The sequence below is a fragment of the Faecalimonas nexilis genome (assembly GCF_059731825.1).
Window position 1 is genome coordinate 2,799,858 of the sequence record NZ_AP029189.1, and the last position, 25,065, is coordinate 2,824,922.

Consider the following 25,065-nt stretch of genomic DNA (forward strand, 5'->3'; position numbering starts at 1 on the left):
TCCTCACCTTCAAGTAAAATAATACTAATCTGCTTTAATTTTTAATTTTGGATACTTTATTTTATCTTTTTGTAACTCATATTGTTTCAAAAATTCTTTTTCCATTTCATCTACATACCCCGTAAAATAGATTTCTTCTATATCTTCATGGTTAAAAAAGTAGGTCATCTGGCTATTTTGTCCTTGTGGATATAAGCACCCTGCATAATCAAAATAACCTATTGTTCCTTCATTATTGTATAAAGGAGCTCTTGATATAATCATAATTTTCTGCTCCCCATCTTTTAATCTTATAACACTTCCAATCGGCAATACATTCATAATTCTTCTCCTTTTCAATAAGTATATTAAATATTTTTATAATATCTATATCGAGCAATAGGCTTCGTATATAGATAACTTTCTAACAGCAAAATTGTTAGCGCCCATATAATAAAATGACAAACTGTTATAACTGCACTATACGGACTGATAAGCAGCATCAAAGGTCTATAAGCAAAACAAATTATTAACAATACTATAACTAAACATGTATTACTTCCAAGCTGTTTTTTTCCTTCTTTGACGAACTGTTTAATTTCAAGTTTCGAGCAAGTATATTCAACTGCCGTTTCTTTTATTAATCTGTCCAATCTTTTTTTACCTATATAAAACAAAATCTGTCCAGCAATAATTCCCAGTATCAATGTTGTCCAATATAAAATATTAACATTCGTTTTTATTTGGACATCAATTTTATTTAAAACAAAATAAATAATCATAGATGTACCCGCAACCAATCCCACTTGCAGCCCACCACTTCCTTTATTTTTCATAGCATAAATCTGTTGCGTTTCATTTGAATAATAATAATTCATCCCTTTTTCTGAATTAAAATATAAAAGCATCATTCTTAAATCCTCCATCACGCAAAAGCATTACCTAATCCATCAAAAAATCCAGATACTGCTTTTCCTACATTTGATAATCCTTTCTTTACATCATCAACCACTTCATTTATTTCTTTCCCTATATCTTTTATCCCAAGCCAATTATTCTCATACGCATGGTCAAAAGCTCTACTACCAAATACTGCGATTACTGCACCTGCTGCAATTCCAATAGCAGCAACACCAACAGGCCCTACTGCCAATGTTGCTGCAGCAGCTGTTCCTGCCATAGCACCCAATTTCCCAGCAATCAAACCAACACCGAAGTGTCCTGCTGTTTTTACCGCCGCATCGCCAACTTCTTCTCCTGAAATAAGTTGACCGCCAAAATCTATAGCTGTACCTATAATAGGCATTCCAACTTTTCCAAACGATTGTAATTTTGTTCCTGTATTAATTAACTTTCCACTTTGTTGAGCAAATGAATTACTTAATATAACAAAACTATTTTCTGTTGCAGGTCCCTGAATTCCTGTAGACAAAAATATTTCCCCCAATTTTACTACAGATTTCCCCCCTGATTCAAAAACTTTTGATATTATATCCATTTGCATATTATCCTTAATTTCATTTGGTATTTGCCCAATATTTTTCAGCATTTCTTTTAATAAATCAACTGGTATTTCAGCGTTTGGATTTTTTTGATACAATTCATATAATTCTGACCATTCTTTTACAGTTATATTTGGAACTTTCTTTTTTAATTTTTTAACATATTCTTCCATTTCCTTTTCTAGTTTTTCTGTTCTATCATTCCATCGTAATTGAACAGTTTTTTTCCAATCTGGAGTGTCTAATGAAACAGAAAAACCAGTTTCATTCCAACTCTTCTGTATAGCCACAATTCCTTCATTCACAGTATCATATAAAGTAATGCTTTCTGAAAACAATGAGGTCGTAGTATTTTCTATATCATATAATTTCTGTATTTTTTCATTCAACTCTTCAATAAGCGTTTGATTTTGATTAATAGAAATTTGATATTGAAAAATCATTTCTTGATACCAAAAACCATACTTTATCTTCATTACATCGTTTTGCATATTGCTTTGCATTAAACTAATATTTTTTTCTAAAAATGTATTCGTGGATATAAGAGCGTCTCTTTTTGCTATTAATTCTTCCTCATCAAGATTTTCATCTCCAACTGTACTTTTCAGATTTTCATGTTCTTGAATTACAGACTCATTCGCACAAATAAGGCCTTGAATAACAGCTTCGTGATTTCCTAACTGGTATTTCATGCTATCCCAGGCTGCTCCTTTAAGTTCTGTATTCTGTACAAATTGTGAAATTGTTTGCAATGCAGATAATAAATCTTTGTTATCAAATTCCAGATTTTGAATAATACTATCTGCCTGTCCTTTTATAGAACCTGGATAAAGTTTTAATCCCATACTTTTACCACTCCTCGTTTTCCTGCTCTTTCTCTAGTTTTTTCAGATTACTTTTCAAATCACTTTCTATTTCTGAAAATTTTGAATCTTTAAATGTCTTTGCCTCCCATACCGATTGTTGAAGCTTAGAGATACTCTTGCAAAATTCTGTATCATGCTTAAATTGAAGAAACATATCTGAAAAAATATTTTCTATTATTTTATCCTGATAATTGATTTCATCTTTACTTTCTTCTAATGTTCTTATCGCTTTTTTATAGTCGTCAATTTTATCCTGTAACTGTCTTTTTTCATTATCTTCCATATTAATCACCTAATAAACCAGCAGTTAATATATTAGCAATACTCTGATCCACTTGCTCAAATGTCTTACCTAAAGTTTTTATATGTTGTGCATCTTGCTCTAACGCATATCTATAAGCTGATTTTTGAGTCTGGCTTGTTTCATATGCCGTAATAGAATTTCCTTTGGCAGTAATATTTGACTCTGTATCTTTTGATATTTCTTTCTCCTGTAAACTATTTGCATTTGCTGAAATTGTATCTGAACTGCTTGAAGCAACCTGCGTATTGCTTTGTATGTTATTCATATCTCATTACCCCTTTCCATTTCTTATTTTATAATATTTGCAATATATCACCATAGAATATCCCAGCTTCTTCATAAGTAAATTCTTTCGACACAAACATTCCTGTACGCATAGATCTTAATTTATCTTCATCACCAACAGCTATATTTATTTGACCTGCTTCCTTTAAAATCTGTAAGGTTTCACAAATCTTTTGTTCAGAATTGACCATAATATCTTTGTTGATTTGATATTTAGTACTCGTAAGTGTAATTGTTAATTGCATCTTCACGTCTCCTTTTCCTTCTTTTGTCAAAAATCAGGAAGAAAATAAAAAAGAAAAGTATGAGCATAATACCTGTTATGGCAATATTTACGCCCAACGCATTATCTTCTTTCTCAATTTCTTCTTTCTTTACTTCTGAACCTGTATATAAAAACAGTTGATCCTGTATTCTTTCGTATTCATCTTTTCCACTTTCTAAATCTGTTTCAAACAACTTTTTTTCTATTTTCTGATAGGCATCATATTCTTTTAAATGCACCTTTTCAATTTTCTCTTCATATTGATCTGTAAACAAATCTATTCCATAAGTATCCGTTAAGGAAGAATAGGTTTCATTCTTTTCCTGTAATACAGAGGTATCGAACTCAATGTTGCTATTAATATTTTTTTCAAGTGCTTTTCCTGTGTCATCCATTTTTCCCATACATACGTTCCTCATATTTTCAAAAAGCCGTCGGGAAAATCCCGACGGCTCTCTGCTACTACATCGCTCCAATTTTCCCTGCGATTTCCTGGTCGATGCTCTGCATTGCTGCGGATACATCACGTAACTGCTGTGCAATTGATGTGATAAGATCTGATGTAGCTGTAAAACTTGGTTCTAAAGATTGGAACTGGTCATAAAATGCCTGGCTGCTGTGACCGGCCCATTCATCACATAAGGATGTTACCATGTTTCTCATCGTAGAAACCACTTGGTTGAACTCCTCACATCTGGTATTAAATTCTGCTGCCTTTGCCTCCATCTGTTCCGGGCTTAATTTAATGTTGTTTACATCTGCCATAATGTACCTCCTTTGAATGCTTCTCCTTTTTTATATGCAATGCTGCCAAACAGCTTATTGCTCTGGTTTTTTATTTCTAAAGTATCTCAAAATCAAGAATATAATAAGTGCTGTTAAAAGTACTGCAAAAACAATATAAATGAAATACGATGTTATATTACTTTCCTTTTCTGTATTCGCAGAAACTGCTTTTGCCGAAGATTCTTTTACTTCTTCTCCGCCCACTATCTTTTCCTTTTCTTTTGAAACATCATTTAAAGCTACTGGCTTAGCGATAAATTGATAAGCCTGTGTATATTCCATACTTCCCAATCTTGTATATGGAAGCTTTGCTGAAAAGTCAGCTAATATATTTTGATTTTCTTTACTGGTGGTTGTCTTGGTATTTTTTGCTGCACTCAAGCCGTCTTCCACCGCTTGATTTGAGGCGTCTTTTGCATCCTGAATACCTTTCTGAAGAGTATTGATATTTTCTTCTGTTGTAGTATAGACTTTATTTGCATAATCCACATAAGACATATTATTTTCTATCAAACTCTTCTGAAGCAGTCCGTTATTCTGTTTTATTCCATTTACATTTTCTGCAATATATTCATCTTGTACAGATGGTGCAAATGACTTCAGCTTTTCATTAAACTCGTGGATATAGACTGATTCAGCCTCATATTTTTGTTGCAGGATACCATTGAAGTTTTCTTGGTTCTTCTGCATTGGATCTACATAAAAATCCTGGAATACATTTTTTATTTCCTGCCCATTTGTTGTCTGCTCATTCCCAAGTTCTGTTTCAAAGGCTTTCACCTGCTTTCCATAATGCTCCAGTCTCTCTTGAATTGTAGTAGGTTGATTTGTCCCTGGATCAATAATCATATTCCCTGCTTCATCATATCGATAATCTTTATATTCCTGCAATGCAGTCACCTCTCGCGGTACATTTTCAATCACGGAATTAATGTACTGCTGAAAAGCATTCAAATCACCATCAAACACAATTTCATGAGTTTTGTCAAGCGCCAAACTTCCATTTCCTGCGTCACTCACAAAAGCACTTATAGAAGAATACCCAAGACTATTACACATAGCTATCATATTCGGATCTTGCTCACATTCCGCAAGTGCTGTCTGCACCGATTTTGCAGTTGTATATACTTTCGGAATTTCTATACCCAAATCAGGATCTTTCTCTATAATTTCAATAGTTTCCTGCTCATTTGCTGCCGCTGCAAGTTTACTGGTAATAGCACTCCATAACTGTTTTGTCGTATCTGCCTTTTGATTTTCTTCGGAGTCGGGAACATCTGCAAGGGTTATAGATAATTTTGGTGAATCCGAAGTAGCGTAATGTAATTCAAAAACCCCTTCACTTTTTTCCTCTAAAATCAATCCCGGATTTGCTGCTTCAATTTTCTTTGCAAACTCAGCTAAGCGGTCAGTCAGCTGATTTGGTAATCCCTGATTATAAGTCTCTATCGATTTTCCTAATTCACCTGCTATAATATCCGGCTGCCGTTTCAAATCTTCAAGCATAGTATCAACTGTATTTCCTGGTTTTTTGTTCAAAACTTCGTCCAGTTTGTTATTTGCAGAATCAACTACGGAATTTCCATCTTCATCTTTAAACACATCTAACTGTTCCGTATATTCAGCTAAGGACGTAAGCTGTTCTGAAAGGCTTCCTCCTTCCGTCTGCATATCTTGCAGTTGTAATTGTGCCTCTTCTACACACTTTTTGTACTGTGAGTCAAGATCTGTTGCTAAAGCAGTATTTTTTTCTACATAATCTTCTACATTTAATGGCTCTGTTGTATTTTCTTCTCTTTTTAACTCTGGAATTTCAACTAATTGTACCAAATCATGCGACTGTATGCTCTCAATAGCATCTTTATCTTTTAAATCATTATTCATAACCGTAGTCGCACCATCTTGAGCCTTATGAAACTCAGAAAGAATATTGTTCAAATACATATAACTCAAACTATCATTCAAAGAATTCCCAAAGCTCATCACATCATATAACAAATGATACTGGGACTCTCCTGAAAAATTTTTATTTAAAGCATATTCAAGTTGAGCAGCTTGTGGTGTTGTATTAAGACTGACCACATTTTGTGAAAATCCGGCTGGTATGATTATGTAAGCACCATATTTTCCGTTTGTTAATCCTGTTCTTGCTTCCTCTAATGATGAATATTCAAACGAAGAGCTGGGAAATTGAACAATCTTATCTGCATAATTTATTTTTTCCTCTGCTGATGTTGTCCCCTCATCCAGATTGACTACCGCAATTTTTCTTGACTCCTGTTTCGTGTTTTCTCTTTCAGCAACTGGGGCAACTACTTGTTTTACATCAGGTCCTTTTTGATTTGTTTGTCCAAGGAAATATCCCAAAGTTCCTACAAGCCCGATACATCCAACAGCAAGCAGAACTGCAACGACTTTTTTATATTTCATTACAAATCATTCCCCTCCTTATCTTTGGAATTACATTTCAAATGCTTTTAATGCATTTTTTATTTAGCCCATTTTACCATAATCTTCCATTTCTCACAATATTTTTTTGACAGAATGGATATTTTTTTCACAATAAAGGAAGGAATTCATTTACTTTTCTAGAAAACTGCACATCATCAAAAAAACTTAGTGATAAAATGGTTCTGCTCACATCCTGTCTATTTTGATTCATCGTTTTAATCTTTATAATTATCCGAAATAATTCTAATTGTTGGTAAAGTCAGTCCTGTTTTTGTTACTGCGTAAATACAACTACTTATTTTTTTAATGCCTCGATATCCAAAAAACTCCAGATATTCTTCATGTGATATTCCTTGAAAATCAAATTTTCTTGTATCAATTTCAATTAAATACACCTAGTATCCTCCTTTTCCAATCTGCTTTTTTAATATCTTGTTTCTGGTATCTTCATGATGTTTTTTCTTTCAAATATGCTTTTATAATAATTCTGACATTTGCTTTTGCACTACAGGTAGACAATATGATTTCATTTCCCTTATTATCCTCAACATATCCTCTTTCTATCTGATAAATCTCACTATCTGCCGACACCTGTTCACAAGTTGTAATCTGATAGTTCAAAGTTCTTCCATCCGGTAAATAAACCTCCATATCCGTGTGCTTCTGGAAAAAATCAATATCCTGATAATTTCTCAATACATGAAACATACTTCCATCTTTCATATTATGGCCATAGATAATATTCTTACTATCTGAAAAGTCCCGTTCATTCCGGTAATCTAAAAAAATACTGCCCGCAATATTGTAAGTTTTTTGCACCGTATGGTTCAAATAATAGGAATTGTCTCCCCCTCTTACCACTGGATATTCCAGTACCCCTGGAATTCTGATCCATGCTACAACATCTGGATTGATTTCCTGTAAAGCTGCAAAATCGACCGTTACAGTTTCTTCCTGCTTTTCTCCTTCCTTATCATCTTCTGCAACATTTGGTTTCGTATTTTCCGGATCCCTTGTATTCTTCTCTACTTTTACATATTCTTGTAACTGTTCATATTCCCGTTCTGCTTTTTGATATTCACTAATAATCTGATAAATCCAGACTCCTGCTGCCAGCAAGATCACGCTTAATATCCCAAGTAAAAAGTATTCTTTTTTCATCTGCTTACCTCCAACGTAAAAAAGCGGCAGCATACCAAAACTGATATGCTACCGCCTGCACTTATGCCCCTTATTTTCTTAAATTACAGCAATCCAGTGGGTTTGGATTGATATGCTGTTTCCAATATTCATAATGTTCTGTGACATCTTCACAGACCGTCAACGGAAGATGAATTTTTTCCAATATCCTGATTTTTTCTTCCAATGGTAAATGCCAGTACCCACTCTGACGCAGAACATATTTCTGGTAATCCAAGTCCGGAAACCACTTTTTAATCCATCCATTCACCCGAAGAAATTCTACCAAAACTTTGTCTACCGGCAGCCTATTTAAGTAATCAAAATCCAAATACTCCTCAATCAGAGGGCTTAATCGTAATGTGACATCAAAGCCCTCTTCCTGTAATTTTAACAATGCCCTTAACCGCTTTGACGGACTACTTGCCTTTTCATAGGCAAGAGCCTTTTTATCATCAAAACAGGTAATGGTGATCTGGATATGTGCCAGCTTCGGATCATAAAGTTTCCGGTATCGTTCCTCTCCTGCCAGATGGGATTTTGTCACAATCAGATACCCAATACCATATTCATTTAACTGTTCTATGGTTTGATAGGTAATCTGTTCCTGACTTTCCATCGGCTGAAAGCAATCTGTCATGCCTCCAAGTCTTAAAATGGTTCCCGGTGGCACCTTTTCCAATTTTCTCCGGATTTTCTGGATATCTGCCACTCTTGGATTTTCTGCGTTCCAAAGTCCGCGGAAATCCAAAAGGCTGCGTGCATAGCAGTAGGAACAATTATGCATACAGCCACAGCCATAAGTATCCAATCTGGTCGGATACCTGCATTTTTCTGCTTCGTTGCCGCTTACACTTTTATAAAAACTTTTAAATTCTTTTCTTTCGCTTCAGCATCACCTTTCCTTTCACTTGCGGGGTCCGGTACCGCCCCGAAATCTTCTGGTAAAGCATCCAGAAATGTTCTTTACACTACCCCGCAGGTCTAGTGTTCCATCATCTCCAAATGCTTTTTATCTCTTTGTGCGTCTGATCCGCCAAAGGACAATACCAATACCAAAGGCCGCTACTACTGCAATACCGATTGGCAGCAGGAGCAAGGTATTATCCCCGGTTTTTACGTCCTCTGGTTTTTCCGGTGTCTGCGGAAGTTTCTTATTCTGGATTTCTTTTACCACTTCAATAACCTTTGTTTTTGCGTCCACATAACTAAATGTGATTTCATAGGTTTCCGTATGCTCTTCATATCCTTCCAACGGTTTCGTTTCCGATAATACATAAGTAATCGGTCCTACTGCTTTTCCGTCTTCGTATGTGGCAATCGGCAGCAGTTCACTGGTTGCAACTCCATCTTTATCTGTAGTAAGTTTTCCAACCACTTCCTCAGTCTCTTTGTTTTTCAATTCAAATTCCACATTGGCAAGTGGTGTCTGATCTTCTGCATCTGTTTTCTTAATAATTAACTGCCCCATTGGTACTTCATCTTTCATGGAAACTTTCTGTACTTCTCCGGTTTCCTCTACAGTAAATTCTACATCTTCTGCAATCAAAAATCCTTCCGGTGCAGCTTCTTCATGAAGGATATATGTTTTTCCCGGCTGTAGATACTCGATCCGGTAAGGTTCTTTGGTAGAGGTCCATTCTTCTATGATATTTCCCTCTTCGTCCAGTACCTGTAACTTGGCTCCTTCAATTTCCTGTTCTCCGGTGATATCCGTTTTTGTGATTTCAATCTTTGTATGATCGTCTTTCATGGAAACTTTCTGGATTTCTCCGGTTTCCTCTACGGTAAATTCCACATCTTCTGCTTTCACATATCCGTTTTCTGTTGGAGCCTGTTCTTCGTGAAGTATGTACTTACCCGGTTTTAATGCATAAATGATATGCGATTCGTTTGTAGAAGTCCACTCTTCCACTACAGTTCCTTCTTCATCTTGAATCTGTAGTCTGGCACCTTCCACTTCCTTTTCTCCAGTAATGTCTGTTTTTGTAACTTCAACTTTCGTCGGCTGGTTCTCCACTTCTTTTTGTATAGAAATCACTTCCAATTCTGGATCCGTATAAGAAGCATCAATTTCAATCTTCTCTTCATATGGTAGATATCCTGGCAGACCTTCCAGTTCCTTCAGATAATATTTCCCGTGTGGAATGGTATCCAAGTACTTCAATTTTCCTTCTTGATCTGTTTTTTCAACTGCTACCAGTTCATCTTTTTTCACCACAACTTTTCCTGCTGCATTTACAATATCTTCTCCTGCATACAATCCAAATGAAACCCCTTCCAGTGGCTCTTTTGTGGCTTCCGATTTTTTCAGCACTTCAATTTCCACTTTCTGCCGTTGATTCTTGATTTCCTTTGTTACATAGTCAACTGCCACTTCTTGTCCTTTATAGGTGATTTCAAAATCCTGTTCGGCTGGATCTAGCACAAAGGAATCTCCCGTTTTTGTTTCTTTAATATAAAATTTTCCAATCGGAAGATTATTTAAAGTCCCTTTTCCTTTTCCATCTGTTACAATCGTTCCAACCAATGCGCCTTTTTCAAAACGTATGATCCGATTACCCTCACTGTCTACCTGTCCATCTGGTGAGTAAATGGTTTCCCTTGCATAAATAGAGAATTCTGCTCCTGCAAGTCCCTGTTCTTCATACGCAAACTCATATCCTTTTTCTGTTTCCATAACATCTTCTCCGGTAAACAGATTAGACACTTGGTTTACTGCCTTTGCCAGACCATTCTTTAATTTTGTCAGTATCTGCTCTGTTACTTTTTCAGCACCAACAAGCACTTCTCCTGTTTTCTGGATCGTCAGGCTTCCTACCGCTTCATCGTTCTTTACTTCTACCACTACAATATATTTTCCGGTTTCCTCTTCCACCTCATGTGCAGTATTGCTGTCCACTTTGATCGTAATGGATTCCCTTGGTGCTTTCTCATAAGTTCCTTCCTTTGTCACCTCATTTAACGGAAGGATTTCTTCTCCATTTTTTAATGCCTGTTCAAATCCGGTCTGTACAAACAGTTCCGGGCTTTTTACTTCTTCAATCCGGTAAGTTCCCATTTTAAGCGGCTCCGGCGTCAACAGATAACCTTCCTCATTTGTTTCAAAAACGTCAATTGTTTCTGGCTTCGGATACCGTACTTTCATAGTGACGTATTTCTTCTTCTCCACATCATAAATTTTATAGTGGGCACTGTTCTTTAAAATTGGAAGTTCCGTCTGTGCATCCTTTTTGATGATCTTAAAATAAAACTGCATCGGACGGTCATTAAAGACACGCCATGTCTGCGGTTCCCTGCTGTCTTCATCGATAGTCACCAAAAACGGCTGAATTCCTTCTACATTTTCCGGAATGGTACTTTCAATACACACATATTTTCCATATGGAAGTTCCGGTGAACACAGATACCCTTTTTTGTCGGTAAACATTTCTTCTGTCTGTATCTTTTCTCCATTTTCATAATAAGATGCAGTTTCCTCTTTACTGAAATCATATCCGATAAAATCCTGCGGTGCATATTCGGTTCCATTCGATGGTTTTAAGGTACCATCCTTTACTTTAGAAAGTTCACTGATCAAGTACACTTTAAATCCGGCACCCTCCAGCAATTCTGTTTCCGTCTGGCTGCCATCATCACTGATTTTAATTAACTGGAATGCCTGTTTTTTTATGGTTTCCAAAACAGTCACATTTTTCTGCACAATTTCCACATCTTGCCCTTCATATGCAAGATCTACCGGGTATTTGGTTTGATCCAGCAAATATGCATTGGAAGGAGGTGCAGAAATTTCCTGTACATAGTATTTTCCAAGATACAAATCTTTGAAATTCAGAACACCTTTTTCGATCGTTCCCTGCACGACCAACTGATCCTTTTTATAAAGCAGTCCTGTCTTTCCATTTGGGTGTTGGATATCTTCTGCCGCATACAATCCATAGACAGCCCCGTTTAAATCTCCATCTCCCTGGCTTACAGAGTCCTGTGTATCTTTGTCTATTTTCTTGATATGGACTGCTCCCCGTACCTCTTTATTTTTAAAGGTATGTGCAAAGGTATACGTGTAGGTCGTATCATTTTTATATTCATAAAAGAACTCATAACTATCACTGCTCTGAACATAAAGAGGTGGTGCCTGAATTTCCTTTACTACATAATGGAAGCCAATTGGGATATCCGCAGTAAATGCAGCCTTCCCGTTTTCATTGGACTCCGCTTTCTGTATCATAGTTCCCTTTGTAACCAGCACGGAACCGTCTGCACCGGTAACATCTTCATCTGCATACAATCCAAAAATTGCCCCTTTCAATGCTGCATCATCATTACTTGATTTCTTCAGCACTTCCACAGATACCTTTGGTCTGGCATTTTCATATTGTGTTTCTTCCTCAACCACTTCTACTGTCTGCCCTGCATAAGAAAGGGTTACCATATGGGTACGTTCTTCCTCTGTCTTCCCTATTGTCAGGGAATCCGGAGCCTGCTGTTCTACCACCTTATAGGTTCCGAGATGAAGCATATCCGAAGAACAACTTCCATCTTCTTTTGTCTCCAGTTCTCCTGCCAAATCTCCTGCCTGATAGATTTTTGTCTGTTTATCCTGGCTGTAGATGTCTTCTGCTGCATAAATTTTATACTTTGCCCCTGCAAATGCAGCATTGGTATAGGTAAATTGCAGATTTCCAGCCTCTCCAGATACTCCTGTCAGCTTTTCCCCCTGCTTTCGGATGATAATCTTCCCTTTTTGTTCCTCATTTTTTACAGTCAGTGTTTGTGTTTTTGCTACTTCCAGATTGACATTGTAAGCAGTTGTATTCAGTTTATACCCTTTCGGTGCAGTGATTTCCTTGATGTACACTGTATCCTGCGTCTTTGTCAGCTCCGCTTTAGTTGCCCCTTTTTCATCTGTTGGCGGCATCTCCAGAATCAAATCTGTACATGCCTGATCCCGATAAATCCCAAAAACAGCCCCTGCAAGTTTTACACTGCTTTTTGCATCTTCTTTGATGACCTCAATCCAGGAAATATCCATCCATTGAATCGAAAATGAAACCTTAGCACTTGGTTCCTCATAAAAATCCCCATAACCAACATCCTGATTGCCGGAACCGGTAGAAACCACTAGAGTTTTCCACTGAGCCCCTACCTGTCCGCCTAAATCTCCGCTATTCCAGGTACCATGTACGGTTTTTTCTGCGGTAAAGTAAAAAGTTGTACCACCATAAATCTTAATGGAACCGCCTTTCTGCTCCTTTCCGGCAGTATCATGGTAAGTCACACCTTCCGGTAAAGAAAGGGTAATATAATTTCTATGGTCTCCATTTAATGTGATATTTTTTGTTTTCTGCACATCTCCTTCCAAAAAAGCGGTTTCGTTTGTGGAAGAAAGGCTGATGGCAGCACTTGGCGGTGCTTCCTGCCCGCAAAGATAATTGATGTATTCCATGACACCATAGCGTTTCAGTCCGTCCTGCGTGCAGCCCACAAATGCCACTTCCTCTCCGCCATAACAGTAACTTGCTGCTAAATGTGTCAGGACATATTTGATATCATTGCTATAATTCTTTAGATATTCTCCGGTTAAATCACCCGGCCCTCCATATCCATAATACAAAACTTTCTGTAAGTTTAAGTTGCTCTCATAAATTTCTGCCACGTAATCAGACGAAGGCGGTGACTGCAGATTTGATTCCAGACAGTATGCAATCCGTTCGTTGACGTAAAAATAGCAGGTACTGTAAGAACCTAAATCACTTGGGTATACAATCCTCTCCCCTTGCACCAAAGAAGCTTTTTCCCTTGCCTGTTCCATAGAAGAGGGGACAACGGAAAACAAGACACCCTCTTCTTCCTTTAATGCACTGGTATCAATGTTGGCACCATCAGGCTCTGCGTCTTCCTCCCCACTTTTTATCTCTTTCTTCTGTTTCTTCTCTTTTTGCGGACTCTCTCCTTCCTTTCCCGCTTCTTTCACAATGATTTTCCGTGTAATCTCATAAGTATCTCCGGAAGGTTTTTGGACCTGGTAAATACAGTCATACCTTCCAGGTCTGTCTGCATCAAACAGCTTTCCTTCTTTATCTGCTGACAAAACAAGAGAAACCTTTTCTCCGTCTTTTACAGTAATACCGGTGAAATCGGATGCCGGATCAAAAGTTTCTCCCTGCTCAATCGTAATGTCTTCTGCCTGTGTTTCTTCTTTTACATCTGTCTGTTCTAATGGTGCTGCAAAAGCACTGCTCCCACCTGCAAGCAGAGAGGAACACCCTAATAAAACAGCTAAAAATCCTGCTGTACATCGTTTTTTCCATGTTGTTTTCAATAAACGCTCTCTCCTTTCACTTTATTGTTTTTTAGACGGGCAGTTCCATTTTCGGGAATATGCTGCACACCGGAAACTGCCCTGTTTCCCATTTCTTCTTAAGGTCTGTCCCGAATCATACATTGTTCTCCTTTCCCATGGCACTTTAAACCATGCAAAAAAGGAACTGCTTTCGCAATTCCTCTTTTGCACATTTTAAAAATGAATTATCTTGTGTTTTTCCTGATTTCCTTTGTCAGCCAGTCATCAATCCCTTTTTCATGTTCTGCCCACAGTCCGTCCTGATCTAAATCCCACTGGTTCCGATTACAGGATAAGGAAAGCTCCTCACAGATACGGTATGTATGATTACAGCCTTTTCGTATGGTATCCCGTTTTACTCTTTTTTTCGGGCATTCAAAGTAAGGATCGCCCTCTTTCTTTCTCTCTTCACATTCCTCACAGATTTCACTATACTTTTTGTCACATATAAGCCGTAACTGCTTATCCATGTCATAGACTTCTTCCACATGGGAGAGACCACGCTTTTTTAATGCTTGTAAAACCTCATACAAATCTCTCCAATTTCCAATTCCCGGATTCCCAAGGAACGTTTTTCCTGATACCTGATGGGCAATCTCTGCTTTTAAAATTCCTTCGGTCACATAAATCTCATTTCCTTCTGCTTTTCCCGATATCCCTACAATACTGCTGATCCCACACCCTTTCTTTTGATTTGCACTGGAAAGCCATACATATTTATTTTTTCCCTTTGGGTTGTCCAATCGTATCTGGAATCCTGCCAGATATCCGTCTACTGTATAAACAGGACAAAGATACCCGCTGTTTCCTTCATAGAAATTCAGATCCCAGTCTCCTTCCCGATTGATATAAAATCCGGGAACGCCTTCCAAGCGTAATCCCTGCTTTATCAGTCTCCTGGCAATCTGTTGAGATTCCTCCTTACTGGTACTTTTATATCCTTTTTCTTCCATACGCCGGATAATCTCTGCATTCACACCTCTTCTTTCCAAATCTTTGCGGTGATATTCCTTCAGTTTCAGATAAGAGAGCATTTTTTTATAAACATGATGCCGTTGTTCTGCATCCACAGGTTCTGCCATGCGTTCCTTCTGTTTCCTTGCCTGTTTTTTTATCCCCTGGCTTTCTTCCTGCATTGCTTCCCTTGTCTTTTTCTTTCTGCCGGGTTCTTCCTGCTTTCTTCTATAAATTTCCCGATATGCCTTTTTATACCGGTCCTTTCCCGTCAGATGACAAAGTTCTGCATAAAGTGTCAGCATATTATGACCAGTTCCACAATCAAAGCAATGGAAAACATTAATGATTTTCCCTTCTGCACAGACACAGATGCTTGCCTTCCCCCTTGCATCTCCACAAAATGGACAGACAACATTGGCTGCATTCTGGACATCCTTTACCTGATATCCATTTTTGCAGTTTTCCAAAAATTCCATATCCAGCATGTTTGCGACATCAAAAATAGTGAATGGGGCAACTGGATAAGAATCTGTACGCTTTCTTTTTTTCATATCCTTTTTACCTTTCTGGAAATATCCCCTTACAAAAGTCGGAAAAGGCATGGCCAGCACACCTCTTCCTAATAGTTAATCTTTTAAGCAGCTTTCTGTTCACAGTCTTCCAGTAAAAGCTGAGCTGCTTCTTTCATTTTAAAATCAGAACCTCTGTATTCGTTTGCAAACCATTGTAACTGCCGATATCCCGCTTCTGTCCCAAGCATTTCACCAAATGACTTTCCTTCAAACAACGCATACGGACAGATTACCTTTTTTGCCTCTTCTACTGTCAGAGGTTTCTTCTCCGCTTCACTTTCCATATCTCTTTGTAACTGCAAGAAAAAGTCTTCTTCATCTATTTCTTCAAAGGGAACTTCTTCTTTCGCCTCTTCAAAATCTTCTGATGGAGCAGAAACGGAAGATTTCTCTTTCATTTCCTTTTCTTCCGTAATCTCCTGAGCTGTATCTGCTGCTTTTGTTTCACTGCTTTCTGTCTCTTGAACTTCTGCTTCCTTTGTCTGTTGTGCTGAAAAATCCAAAAGGTTCATCTGTCCAAAACCGTCCTCTTCCTTTTTCTTATGAGATTGCAAGCCCGACTCCTTCGGCCCTTTCTTCCCCTCTTTTGATTTTTCTTCCAGATTGTTTTCGTTTGGTTCCCTCTCCGGTTTTTCGTCTTTTAAATCTTCTATGGAAGAAGAATCTAAAATGCCTTTTCCCTCGTTTGTCAATGAATCTGGCTGAGTTTCCTCTAACAGTACTTCCTGTTCTGCTGTTTCCTGATGATGAACTACTTCTGCTGCTTCTGAAGATTGTTTTTCCAACCTCTTTGTTTCTTGCACTTTCATATCTTCCGCTGTTTCTGTCTCTTCACTTTCTTCTAAAAAAGCTGCAGGATCCGGGAAAAAATCTGCCTGTATTATGGTATCTTTGTTTCTTTTCTTATCTTCCTGCAGCGGTTGCGCTAAAGGACTGTCTGCAATTACATCAGCAGCCTTTTTTTCCGGTTTCTGTGGCTTTACCGGCACTTCGGATTTTTTATATTCCCCCCTTTCCTTTGATTTATCAGGTCCATTTGGTGTCCCCTTCATATCCGGATCTTCCGTTTCCTGTTTCATACGGAATTTATACAGGAAGAAGTATTTAAACCCATACGTCCATGCTGCTCCTTTCGCCTTTGCAGGAGAGTCCAGATGGTCTCCCACCAGCTGAATACTTACTCGCTCTTTTTCCTCCAAACAGTCCGCATTGACAATAAAAAATGTAAGTTTTGCTGTATAAATCCAGCTGCCATCTACTTTACTGTAAGCGGCATCTGTCTCTTCTAATTCCTGCAAACAGATGTGGTGCTTCGTAAACGCCGGATTTAAAAGTTCAAAAATATCATCAATCTTTACAAAATCATAATCCACTTCGTCTGAATAATGCTTCTTTAACAGCTTTGGCATTTCGTTTGAAATTGCAATTAGTTTTTGCTGTAAATTCATTGTTTCTCTGCTTTCCATCCCATGTCCTCCTGTTCTTTCAATTAAGCAGCCTGTTTCTGTTCTGCCATGACATTGTAATACCAGATATCCCTTGCTCCTACCTGATAGATTTCTTCTACGTCCCATACCTTATTTGCCCCGTACTTTTCTCTCAGACGTTTCTTTTCTTGTCCAGATACCTGACTGAGTGGGTACTTTCCGGTTGTGTTTTTTAATACCTCTGCATCGATGTGGAAATATTCAAAAACACCTTGTCTCCCTCTTACAACTACAATTACGGTATGATGCACCTGCTCCAACGATTTTCTCAGGGCTCTGATTTTTTCAATCCTCTCCGGTTGTTTCTTCATCAAAAACTTTGCTTTGTTGTTTACTTCTGTTTCAAAAATCTGACGCATGACTTCCCTGTTCTGCAGTTCTTTTGCCCAGTATCTTCCAAACCTGCGGATGACAGCCTTTCGGTTTCTTAAATAGCAAAAGTACAGCCAATTGTCAAATACATACGTTTCTCCATCGAAAGCAAAGTCCTGTTGTGGGAGTAATCGGTCTGTTACAGAATTTTTTTCAAAAATCACATCTCCTGCTGTCTTTTCAATCAATTCCCGATATTTCCATGCGACTGCTGCTCTTTCAACTGCGGTGATCACAATATCCTTTTTTCCTTTCTCCAGTTTCTTTTGGGCATATTCCTGAACCTTCTGTTCCAGGCAGCGCATACATCCACGCTGGAACCGGAAATTTTTTCCTTCCGGAATATTTAACAAAGCACGCAAGGCGTAGGATACATCTGTAAATTCAAACGTCTTTTGGTTGAAAATCCCGACAAATTCCATCCCCTGATATAAATGACTGGCTCTGTTTTCAAGGTTTGTTCCCATATACACAAAGGTAAATTCTCTGTTGAAAGTCTTGGTAAACACATTCTCCCATGTCAAAAGGGCTGGATTGTTCTTTTTCCTAAGCCACTTAAAAAAACGTTTTGCAAATGCATTTCCTTTCGTCCATTCTGGTACATTTCTCATATTCTTTTTCTCCTTTTCTTTTCATTTTTATGCAAATGGAAGACAGTATGAAGATGCCCAATACCGTATTCTTTCCATTGCCTGTTCTTTCCCACATGCTACCCACAGCCATTCCAATAAAAATTCTGTAAGTACCTGCTGTTTCTCTTTCTTCATAGTTACAAGTTCCAGCCAAAATGCTTTCATAAACTGATCTTTATCGGAATCTGTTAGCTGTCTTAAAATTGCTTCCAGCTTTTTTTCTGGTTCTCCTTCTATCTTCCGGATTCTGAAAATATTCTTTCTGCTGCATGTTGGAAGTATCACAGGACAGGAGAATGCTTCTCTTGCCATATCTACTGCCCAAAGTTCTTCCTCTTCCCATGGTGTAAACAGTGACAATCTGTAAACCCAGTGTGTGACCAGATACGTCATATTTCTGCGGACTGTCCCACGCTTTTGTAAAGCGGAAAAGATTCCTTGTATTCCCGTCTTTCCTTTTCCTGTGTTCTTTGCAGAGATCTCTTCTGCAATGGAAACCAGCATATTTGCGTAATAAATTCCCAGTTCTTTCTTTCCTTTTTTGTATTCCATATTCTTTTCTCTCCTATATATACGGTAACCCAAATTTAATTTTTCTGATCTTCCCCTAATAAACAAGATCCCCGGGAATGTCATATTCTCTCCACTTCATACTCGTGCATTTGGCAACTTTTTCTTCCAGCTCCACCATAGTTCTGCCGGATATTCCCTTGCTCTGTGCCAGGAAAAGAATTTCCCCAATCCCACAATACACTTCGTATGCGGTGCAGGGTGCATCACCAAAGGTTGCTTTAAAGCGGTCTACGATCTCTGCAACATTCTTTTTCCCAAACCCTTGTTTTGTCATAATTCCAATCATGGTATTGACTGGATACTCAATGGAAATAGCACACAGTTTTTCCACCGTCCCTTTCAATGCATTTTTATAGCATTCAAAAGTTGAAAGCAGATTTTCCGTAAACTGTTGAAATTCCACAGAATTATTGTGCCGCATCCGCATATCCGTTCCTAATGCAATCTTTCGTTGTCCCTCCATCAGGCTGTAAAAAATATTGGCACCTGATGCTGCCACATCGGAAGATGTGATGCGTATGGTAGCTGTAAGTTTCTCTTTTACCTGCTTTCCATACTTTTCCATGATTTCCCCATACACTTCTTCCAGCCGATGATCTTCAATCTGCCAGATTGCCGATACCATAGTCTGGTCCGCATACCCTTCTAAAAAGGTACTCTTTTTATACTCTCCACGTATGTAAACACTGGCAAGCATAAAAACCTCCGGTAAGGGATATACCTGATACCCGTTTTTTTCTGCTGAATGCACTGCCCGAACCTTTCCTTCTGAAACACGGAGCAATGCTTTCCCTTTTGCGACTTTCAAACACTGATTCAGGATTTCCGCAAGTACCGCAGGCTCTACACTGGACAATGCCGCACCGCTGATTCTGGCCCTGCTTTCTAAAGTCGGGATTGCAGAACTCCCCAGTTGGTATGCTTCTGTCTGATTGGTTTTCAATAAAAGACGGGAATGGTTCTTTGTATCTCGTAATACTTCCATACAGATACGCTCTTCTTTACTCTCAGGCTTTTCCAGTATCTGTCCTGCTTCGTATACTCGTAATTCTTTACTTGGAACCTCAAACCATGTTGCCCGTTTTTCAACCTCTTCCAGATATTGATGCAATTCCACTTCTTTTAAAAATGATTTTGAGAAGTTATCTGCATACCATGTTCCCGTAGGTGTATTATGCAGCTTTAAACAAATCTTCCATCCACCTTCTACAGCACGAAACAGATAACCTTCCTGTTTCATTTTCTCCATCTCTTCCTTACTTGGCAGACTCCCTTCCCATAGAATACTTGTCTGCATAGGTTCGCCTCCTTCCATTTGGCAGATATACAAAAACTTTCCTTTCCTGTAGGAAGTACAGCCGGTAATCTTCCAGACAAAGAAATATATCAAGGCCTGTTTGTTCCTTGACTTCTTGCAATTGGTCTATTTCTTTCTCATGGTTCGAAATCTTCCTAGGGAAAAGATAAATTTCTCCTTTTTGCTCCACCCTTTTCCCCACAGGTAAAAAATGCAATCCCTGATAGAGCATGCACTTTTTTCGATTTGAAACCTCTCCTTTTTTCTGACTGAGAATCGTGATGATACACTTTTTTAGATACTCTTGTATCGTTACCCCTGTTAATACTTCGAAACAGGTTTCCACTGACTCACGGTCTTTACTGCCCTGATAAGTTTTTAAAAGGTCAGTTACAATTCCGGTAATTTCAAAATCGGCGCCCTCTAAAATATCTGCAAGTACCGTGTCAGCATCCCGAACGGCAGACTCATCTTCCATCTGCTTTTCTAAAAAAGTGAGCGTTTCAAACAGTTTTCTGGTTTTTCGCTGTTCGCTTAGCTTCTGTACATATTTCCTTTGGCACATTCTTTTCTCCTTCCTTTCCGTTTTTTTGCATGTTTTCCTCCTTTCACGCACAAAAAAAGACACAAAAAAGAGCCATTGTCTTTTTGTGTCTGTCTATCTATGCGTTTAAAACGGTTGTTAAAAGTTCTCTTCCGGAAACATAGCCGGAACTAAATTTGACTTATGGAAAGCAATATGCTGTTTCCATATAAAATAAAGTCACTTAAAGATTAACACAATATATAGTACATGTCAATCTTTCTATCCATGTATTTAGTAGCAAATACGGTTTTTTCACAATTCCACACATATTTACCAGAATTTTTTAGCCGGGGACAGAAGCATTTTTATCTGCCCCCTTCCAGTCGTTTATTCTTCTTCCGATGTTTCTTCTGAGATTGGAACAACACACTTTGCAATGCTTCGTCCCTTTTCATCTTCTTCAACCATAAAGGATACTTCCATATTGTTCCTCAAGGTTTTAAATCCTTCCGACTGGATCTCACTGTAATGTACAAAGTAATCAATGCCATCTGCATCCACAAGAAAGCCATATCCTCTCTTTGCACTAAACCATTTTACAGTTCCTTTCATTTCTTTTCCTGCCATAGTCATCTCTCCTTTTTATTATTATTTCGTGCATGTCGGCACGAACGGAAGAGTGTGGGTTCGAACCACACTTTTTTCACCGTTCTTCCTGTGGGATTTCTTCTGCCCCGTAAAACCCCCCATACATAAGTTCCCCTATTTTTGCAGCTTTTCCCTCCACCCGTTCCACTTTTCCAAAATAGAACCGGTATGTTTTTCCAACCATGAGGTTTTTTTCTTTTTGCATCCGAATGCGGATCCGGCTTCCGTCTTTATCCTGTACAACTATCTGATACATTCTGCCCGGATAATGCTTTCCCTTGACTGCAAGAACCTGTGCTTCCATAATCTCATATTCTCCTGTTTTCCCAATCTTCAGAAACTTGAAAATCTGATAAAACGAAAACACTGCCAATATCCAGGTAAGTATCAAAAAACTCGCTTCCTCAAATTGCACCCCCATATATGTACCGATTACAGCAATAAAAAAAGACAAAAGCCCTGCTTTCAGCATTTTATCTTTAAATAAGAATGGGATTTCTTCTGTTCCATCTAAATTTTTGATCATATATTGTGTCATGCTTTCCCACTGCTTCCTCCACCTTTTTTTCATGTCCATCTCCATTTCTCTTTCTTACCTTTGGAACTACAAAAGCAGACACAGAACTGCTTTTGGTATAAGATAAAAAAGAAAGCCGGCAAATGCCGGCCCGACCCAATGTTTCTTTGCTTTCTGTTTCCATACAGTCTGTTTTTTTGTTCCAATAATCCGTACTTTTCCAGGAACCAGCCACCGCAGCTTTAGATAGAATTTTCGGAACGCTTCTTTGTCATACCCAAAAGAGCGCACCTGAAAAACAAGTGTTTTCCTTTCCTTCTTATCAAGCAGGATAAAACTCGTCTGTTCTGTCTCTTTCATTTTTCGGATTACAATATAAAATTCCGGGATCCCCCTGCGGCTTCCCTCTACGATTTTTTCCATTTCTCTGTAAAAAATCCGGCAGACTTCATAATGCTCATTTTTGTATGGCTGACGAATTACCAGACAATCCTCTTCTAATTTCATATAACAGCCTTTCGTCTGCATAATCCTTCCATTTGCTTTCAGTGCTTCTTTTACCAAATAGAATCCCCAACTTGCTAAAATCAGGAATACACAGATACTCTCCCAAAAGCAATGGTTAAAAAGCAGGAAAAATCCCAGAAGTCCGGAAATTCCAAAACAGCTTCCCGCCCTTATCAGACATTTCTCTTTATAATCCAGAAGCCGATACATATCGTGTTCCGTGGCTTTCATTATCATGCGCTTTTGTTTCTCCTTTCGGCTTTCCTTTTTGTTTCTTTTTTTCCATCTCTTTTCTCTCTTCTAACAATTCATTGGCTAAGCGTATGGTTTCCCTACAACGATAAGTACTAAACATGGCAACATGTGTCTCCTTTTCCGGAAGTGCCAGTTTTCCACTCAGCCAATGATATGTACTGTTTTTTGTCATATATCCCTGTGTCCAAATTTCTCTTAATGCACGATGTGTCTGTATCCGAAGGTTTCGAAGTTCCCCATCCGCCATAATTCCAAGCGGTCTGTGGTTTTTCTGGTTCGCTGAAACATAAGCATTGCAGTCCGGATAACCACTACACACATAAAACATTGTTTCCGGGGTGAAAATTCTCTTTTCTCCATATAGATAGGAAGCTGGTCTTAAAACTGCCTTTTTCCCACAATATGGGCAGATTACCTCTGGAAGTTGCTTTCTATTTTTCTTTTTCTTCATCGAATTTCCCCTTTCTGCTTTAGTCTATATCATGCATTATAAAAAATTTGGCTTTCACGGTTCAATAGGTTTTCCAAATTTTTTTTATTTTTAAGAATATTTTTTAATCAGCCTTGTAATGATTCCCTCTGCCACCTCAGAAGTTTCATTGATTCGTGTTACAACAAAACCAATTTTATCTCGTTTTCCTGGAAGGGAAGCCATGTTGCACTCATGGGAAATAGCATTTACTCCAAGATCTAAACGGATAAAGTACGTTCCCTTATAAACATCAACCACGATACCGGAATATTTTCCCTGGCGGTGGCATTTCTTTAAGTTGTCCTTATTGGTATTTTCCGTTGCTCCCTTCGCATCTACGGCTACTGTCATATTCTCAGCATCAGGCATTTCTATTTTGTTAACGCAGACCAGCACTAAATCTCCCACCTGAAATTTTTCTGTTGCATCTGGCATCCATTCCCATGCCATGTCTCTTGCACGCACAGAGCACTCTACACCAAACACTTCCAGACGGACTGCCTTTGGTGCTACAGCAATGACTCTGGCCTCCACAATCCTTCCAGGATAAACCATTGGCTGCTCCTCTTCATTTTCTGTAAAATAGAAAATCTGTCGTTTCCGCAGCATCGCATCTTTTCGGGATGCCACTACGCTTCTGGAAGCCTCATCTAAATCTTTGATAATAAAATCAATATCTGCCCCAAGCATATTATTAGCAATCCTTACCTGGCGGTTCAATGTATCCGCATTTTCCCTTCCGTCTCCTTTTAAGTTAATCATCATTTCAGACATAGGGATTAAAATCCGGTAACCATTAAAATAAGTGACTGCTACTGTCCAGCCGCTTTCCAGTTTCTCAATACCACTTAACGGACCAGTCAGGATTTTCCGGGTTCGCTGGGCATTTAACAACTGATGCCATTTTGCCTCTTCTTTTTCCTGTGTACTTTCAATCGAAGCATCGACTTCAATCGTCAGGATTGAATTTTGTGTTACTGCTCTTGGAATTTCATTTTTTACTTCTTCTGTGATTGTTGTTTTCGTTTCTGCCATATACAGCCTCCTTTTCTTCATCAAAAAAGGCACAAAAAAACAGCCCTTTGGCTGCTTTCTGTGCCTGATTATTTACACTATCATCATAAAACATTCCGTTTTGCCTGTCAATTCCGATTGTGTTGCAATGTTATCGCAATTTCTTATTTTTGCAATCGCTTTTCAATTTTTCAACTTTTTTAAACCTTCTTCCCACCGGATACGGGAAAAATACCAGATTTTCCCCTGGATTCTCCGGCAGATTTGATTCTCCTCCAAATACTGGAAACTGCTCTGCTCTGGATTGTCTTTATCCCAGTTTGTCTTTTCATAGAATTCTTCCGGTGTATCATAAATCTCCACACACTGTTTTGCCAAGTCAGCCTTTTCTACTTCTGTTTCCCTGACGTAGATCCCAAATTCTCTTAAGAGCAATTTTAAAAAAGTATATTTTACCAGTGCATTTTTCTCCATATTCATACAGCCTTAATCTCCACCTCCATCTGTACTTTTCTGAAACAAATCTTCTACTTTGTATACAGTTGTCTGCTTTTCATTTTTCCTTACAGACTTTTTCGGCGGTTCCCCTTGTAATGTCAGAGGTTCCGATTCCTGTTCTTCCCTGCTTTCTTCTGCCTGTTTTCTTTCAAAACGCTCAACCTCTTCCCTCTCCTGCTCCAATATCTGAAACTGATTTTTTTCTGCTTCCATTTCCCGATACCATTTCGGAATATGTTCATTTGTTTTTTCCAACTTCAGATGTTTTGCATCTGGATGTTCCGTATAATCCATTTTCCGAAGTTTTAGCACTTTCTGTCCCCGGATAATCAAAAGCATCTGATCAATGGGAAAACGTAATACTTCATCAGGAAGCAGCAGCATTCTTTTTCCTACGGAAGAAGTCTCTGCGTATTCCGGCACATAATCTGTCATGCGTATAGTATAATAGCTTTTTCGCATAGATGCAACGGAAACCGTAATCTCTCCAGAACGGGAACTGTAATAAGTAGCAGTTGTCATATCATTGCACCCTAAAAATAAAGACATATCACAACCGCCAAGTATTTCTTCCCATTGTCCTTCCGGATATCGGTTCATCATCTGGGGGATATTCTGAAAGATAATACTCATGCCGATTCCCCTGCTTCGTGCGGTTGCCAATTTCTTTTTAAAATCCGGAATCACTCCGAATAGCGATAGGTAAGCCTCTGGCGTTTCCACCTCGGGCTTTTCCCCCGCTCCACACCGTGCGTGATAGTTTCCCATCACACGGCGT

26 protein-coding genes are annotated in these 25,065 nt (G+C 38.5%); all 26 read right to left on the minus strand.

The annotated features are described in order from the left end of the window. Positions 1-24: 24 nt before the first annotated feature. The 26 genes from AC6I5B_RS14000 to AC6I5B_RS14125 all read right to left on the minus strand — a co-directional run bounded on the left by AC6I5B_RS14000 (position 25) and on the right by AC6I5B_RS14125 (position 25,055). Positions 25-321: a DUF4176 domain-containing protein gene (locus AC6I5B_RS14000; protein ID WP_207663165.1), complete on the minus strand. Its 297-nt coding sequence runs from the start codon at positions 319-321 to the stop codon at positions 25-27. A gap of 26 nt (positions 322-347) precedes the next feature. After that, a complete protein-coding gene (locus AC6I5B_RS14005; protein ID WP_118208068.1) occupies positions 348-890 on the minus strand; it encodes a hypothetical protein in 543 nt (180 codons plus the stop codon). 14 nt (positions 891-904) lie between these two features. After that, positions 905-2,326 (minus strand): hypothetical protein, encoded by a 1,422-nt coding sequence (locus AC6I5B_RS14010; RefSeq protein WP_118208067.1) that lies wholly within the window; start codon positions 2,324-2,326, stop codon positions 905-907. Positions 2,327-2,330: 4 nt separating this feature from the next. Further along, positions 2,331-2,630, minus strand: a complete 300-nt coding sequence (locus AC6I5B_RS14015) for a hypothetical protein (RefSeq protein WP_044963412.1) — start codon at positions 2,628-2,630, stop codon at positions 2,331-2,333. Between the two features lies 1 nt (position 2,631). Next, positions 2,632-2,916, minus strand: a complete 285-nt coding sequence (locus tag AC6I5B_RS14020; protein ID WP_118208066.1) for a TIGR04197 family type VII secretion effector — start codon at positions 2,914-2,916, stop codon at positions 2,632-2,634. Between the two features lie 28 nt (positions 2,917-2,944). Continuing rightward, positions 2,945-3,181: a hypothetical protein gene (locus AC6I5B_RS14025; RefSeq protein ID WP_021739105.1), complete on the minus strand. Its 237-nt coding sequence runs from the start codon at positions 3,179-3,181 to the stop codon at positions 2,945-2,947. Beyond that, the gene (locus AC6I5B_RS14030) at positions 3,150-3,605 is read right to left on the minus strand and encodes a type VII secretion EssA family protein (RefSeq protein ID WP_004612714.1); all 456 of its coding nucleotides are present in this window, start codon (positions 3,603-3,605) and stop codon (positions 3,150-3,152) included. The genes AC6I5B_RS14025 and AC6I5B_RS14030 overlap by 32 nt, the downstream gene beginning before the upstream one ends. Before the next feature lie 58 nt (positions 3,606-3,663). Next, entirely contained in the window at positions 3,664-3,966 is a 303-nt protein-coding gene (locus AC6I5B_RS14035) for a WXG100 family type VII secretion target (protein ID WP_004612715.1), read from the minus strand. A gap of 54 nt (positions 3,967-4,020) precedes the next feature. Beyond that, positions 4,021-6,417, minus strand: a complete 2,397-nt coding sequence (locus AC6I5B_RS14040) for a hypothetical protein (protein WP_118208065.1) — start codon at positions 6,415-6,417, stop codon at positions 4,021-4,023. A gap of 236 nt (positions 6,418-6,653) precedes the next feature. After that, positions 6,654-6,833: a hypothetical protein gene (locus AC6I5B_RS14045; protein ID WP_021739102.1), complete on the minus strand. Its 180-nt coding sequence runs from the start codon at positions 6,831-6,833 to the stop codon at positions 6,654-6,656. Positions 6,834-6,885: 52 nt separating this feature from the next. Continuing rightward, on the minus strand, positions 6,886-7,599 hold the full coding sequence (locus AC6I5B_RS14050) for a class B sortase (protein WP_049946823.1): 714 nt from the start codon (positions 7,597-7,599) through the stop codon (positions 6,886-6,888). A gap of 70 nt (positions 7,600-7,669) precedes the next feature. Next, positions 7,670-8,404: an SPL family radical SAM protein gene (locus tag AC6I5B_RS14055; protein ID WP_111920865.1), complete on the minus strand. Its 735-nt coding sequence runs from the start codon at positions 8,402-8,404 to the stop codon at positions 7,670-7,672. Between the two features lie 225 nt (positions 8,405-8,629). After that, entirely contained in the window at positions 8,630-13,939 is a 5,310-nt protein-coding gene (locus AC6I5B_RS14060) for a SpaA isopeptide-forming pilin-related protein (protein ID WP_497773416.1), read from the minus strand. A 206-nt stretch (positions 13,940-14,145) separates the two neighbouring features. Beyond that, complete coding sequence (locus AC6I5B_RS14065) at positions 14,146-15,468, minus strand: hypothetical protein (RefSeq protein WP_081695242.1); 1,323 nt, start codon at positions 15,466-15,468, stop codon at positions 14,146-14,148. 83 nt (positions 15,469-15,551) lie between these two features. Then, positions 15,552-16,955: an ERF family protein gene (locus tag AC6I5B_RS14070; RefSeq protein ID WP_202183236.1), complete on the minus strand. Its 1,404-nt coding sequence runs from the start codon at positions 16,953-16,955 to the stop codon at positions 15,552-15,554. A 23-nt stretch (positions 16,956-16,978) separates the two neighbouring features. Next, positions 16,979-17,959: a hypothetical protein gene (locus AC6I5B_RS14075; RefSeq protein WP_118208061.1), complete on the minus strand. Its 981-nt coding sequence runs from the start codon at positions 17,957-17,959 to the stop codon at positions 16,979-16,981. A gap of 27 nt (positions 17,960-17,986) precedes the next feature. Continuing rightward, the gene (locus AC6I5B_RS14080; protein WP_118208060.1) at positions 17,987-18,532 is read right to left on the minus strand and encodes a hypothetical protein; all 546 of its coding nucleotides are present in this window, start codon (positions 18,530-18,532) and stop codon (positions 17,987-17,989) included. A gap of 55 nt (positions 18,533-18,587) precedes the next feature. Beyond that, positions 18,588-19,850: a hypothetical protein gene (locus AC6I5B_RS14085; RefSeq protein WP_021739094.1), complete on the minus strand. Its 1,263-nt coding sequence runs from the start codon at positions 19,848-19,850 to the stop codon at positions 18,588-18,590. After that, entirely contained in the window at positions 19,810-20,415 is a 606-nt protein-coding gene (locus AC6I5B_RS14090; protein ID WP_111919495.1) for a hypothetical protein, read from the minus strand. Before AC6I5B_RS14090 ends, AC6I5B_RS14085 begins: the two co-directional genes overlap by 41 nt. Positions 20,416-20,763: 348 nt before the next feature. Next, complete coding sequence (locus AC6I5B_RS14095; RefSeq protein WP_199797990.1) at positions 20,764-21,003, minus strand: cold shock domain-containing protein; 240 nt, start codon at positions 21,001-21,003, stop codon at positions 20,764-20,766. A 76-nt stretch (positions 21,004-21,079) separates the two neighbouring features. After that, positions 21,080-21,595 carry a hypothetical protein gene (locus AC6I5B_RS14100; RefSeq protein ID WP_147366002.1) on the minus strand — a complete coding sequence of 172 codons (516 nt, stop codon included), beginning with the start codon at positions 21,593-21,595 and terminating at the stop codon, positions 21,080-21,082. A gap of 33 nt (positions 21,596-21,628) precedes the next feature. Beyond that, a complete protein-coding gene (locus tag AC6I5B_RS14105; protein WP_118233415.1) occupies positions 21,629-22,285 on the minus strand; it encodes a hypothetical protein in 657 nt (218 codons plus the stop codon). After that, positions 22,236-22,754 carry a zinc-finger-containing protein gene (locus AC6I5B_RS14110; RefSeq protein WP_118044210.1) on the minus strand — a complete coding sequence of 173 codons (519 nt, stop codon included), beginning with the start codon at positions 22,752-22,754 and terminating at the stop codon, positions 22,236-22,238. The genes AC6I5B_RS14105 and AC6I5B_RS14110 overlap by 50 nt, the downstream gene beginning before the upstream one ends. A 90-nt stretch (positions 22,755-22,844) precedes the next feature. Continuing rightward, positions 22,845-23,810: a S1 RNA-binding domain-containing protein gene (locus AC6I5B_RS14115; RefSeq protein ID WP_497773417.1), complete on the minus strand. Its 966-nt coding sequence runs from the start codon at positions 23,808-23,810 to the stop codon at positions 22,845-22,847. Positions 23,811-23,972: 162 nt separating this feature from the next. Continuing rightward, complete coding sequence (locus tag AC6I5B_RS14120) at positions 23,973-24,269, minus strand: hypothetical protein (RefSeq protein WP_118233411.1); 297 nt, start codon at positions 24,267-24,269, stop codon at positions 23,973-23,975. A 6-nt stretch (positions 24,270-24,275) separates the two neighbouring features. After that, a complete protein-coding gene (locus AC6I5B_RS14125; protein ID WP_497773418.1) occupies positions 24,276-25,055 on the minus strand; it encodes a type IV secretory system conjugative DNA transfer family protein in 780 nt (259 codons plus the stop codon). Between the last annotated feature and the right edge of the window lie 10 nt (positions 25,056-25,065).

Excerpts from the sequence above, each read along its gene's own strand:
- AC6I5B_RS14000 (WP_207663165.1), bottom strand. The coding sequence starts at position 321 with ATGAATGTATTGCCGATTGGAAGTGTTATAAGATTAAAAGATGGGGAG.
- AC6I5B_RS14005 (WP_118208068.1), bottom strand. The coding sequence starts at position 890 with ATGATGCTTTTATATTTTAATTCAGAAAAAGGGATGAATTATTATTAT.
- AC6I5B_RS14010 (WP_118208067.1), bottom strand. The coding sequence starts at position 2,326 with ATGGGATTAAAACTTTATCCAGGTTCTATAAAAGGACAGGCAGATAGT.
- AC6I5B_RS14015 (WP_044963412.1), bottom strand. The coding sequence starts at position 2,630 with ATGGAAGATAATGAAAAAAGACAGTTACAGGATAAAATTGACGACTAT.
- AC6I5B_RS14020 (WP_118208066.1), bottom strand. The coding sequence starts at position 2,916 with ATGAATAACATACAAAGCAATACGCAGGTTGCTTCAAGCAGTTCAGAT.
- AC6I5B_RS14025 (WP_021739105.1), bottom strand. The coding sequence starts at position 3,181 with ATGCAATTAACAATTACACTTACGAGTACTAAATATCAAATCAACAAA.
- AC6I5B_RS14030 (WP_004612714.1), bottom strand. The coding sequence starts at position 3,605 with ATGGGAAAAATGGATGACACAGGAAAAGCACTTGAAAAAAATATTAAT.
- AC6I5B_RS14035 (WP_004612715.1), bottom strand. The coding sequence starts at position 3,966 with ATGGCAGATGTAAACAACATTAAATTAAGCCCGGAACAGATGGAGGCA.
- AC6I5B_RS14040 (WP_118208065.1), bottom strand. The coding sequence starts at position 6,417 with ATGAAATATAAAAAAGTCGTTGCAGTTCTGCTTGCTGTTGGATGTATC.
- AC6I5B_RS14050 (WP_049946823.1), bottom strand. The coding sequence starts at position 7,599 with ATGAAAAAAGAATACTTTTTACTTGGGATATTAAGCGTGATCTTGCTG.
- AC6I5B_RS14055 (WP_111920865.1), bottom strand. The coding sequence starts at position 8,404 with ATGCATAATTGTTCCTACTGCTATGCACGCAGCCTTTTGGATTTCCGC.
- AC6I5B_RS14065 (WP_081695242.1), bottom strand. The coding sequence starts at position 15,468 with ATGAAAAAAAGAAAGCGTACAGATTCTTATCCAGTTGCCCCATTCACT.
- AC6I5B_RS14070 (WP_202183236.1), bottom strand. The coding sequence starts at position 16,955 with ATGGAAAGCAGAGAAACAATGAATTTACAGCAAAAACTAATTGCAATT.
- AC6I5B_RS14075 (WP_118208061.1), bottom strand. The coding sequence starts at position 17,959 with ATGAGAAATGTACCAGAATGGACGAAAGGAAATGCATTTGCAAAACGT.
- AC6I5B_RS14080 (WP_118208060.1), bottom strand. The coding sequence starts at position 18,532 with ATGGAATACAAAAAAGGAAAGAAAGAACTGGGAATTTATTACGCAAAT.
- AC6I5B_RS14085 (WP_021739094.1), bottom strand. The coding sequence starts at position 19,850 with ATGCAGACAAGTATTCTATGGGAAGGGAGTCTGCCAAGTAAGGAAGAG.
- AC6I5B_RS14090 (WP_111919495.1), bottom strand. The coding sequence starts at position 20,415 with ATGTGCCAAAGGAAATATGTACAGAAGCTAAGCGAACAGCGAAAAACC.
- AC6I5B_RS14095 (WP_199797990.1), bottom strand. The coding sequence starts at position 21,003 with ATGGCAGGAAAAGAAATGAAAGGAACTGTAAAATGGTTTAGTGCAAAG.
- AC6I5B_RS14100 (WP_147366002.1), bottom strand. The coding sequence starts at position 21,595 with ATGAAAAAAAGGTGGAGGAAGCAGTGGGAAAGCATGACACAATATATG.
- AC6I5B_RS14105 (WP_118233415.1), bottom strand. The coding sequence starts at position 22,285 with ATGATAATGAAAGCCACGGAACACGATATGTATCGGCTTCTGGATTAT.
- AC6I5B_RS14110 (WP_118044210.1), bottom strand. The coding sequence starts at position 22,754 with ATGAAGAAAAAGAAAAATAGAAAGCAACTTCCAGAGGTAATCTGCCCA.
- AC6I5B_RS14115 (WP_497773417.1), bottom strand. The coding sequence starts at position 23,810 with ATGGCAGAAACGAAAACAACAATCACAGAAGAAGTAAAAAATGAAATT.
- AC6I5B_RS14120 (WP_118233411.1), bottom strand. The coding sequence starts at position 24,269 with ATGAATATGGAGAAAAATGCACTGGTAAAATATACTTTTTTAAAATTG.
- AC6I5B_RS14125 (WP_497773418.1), bottom strand. The coding sequence starts at position 25,055 with ATGGGAAACTATCACGCACGGTGTGGAGCGGGGGAAAAGCCCGAGGTG.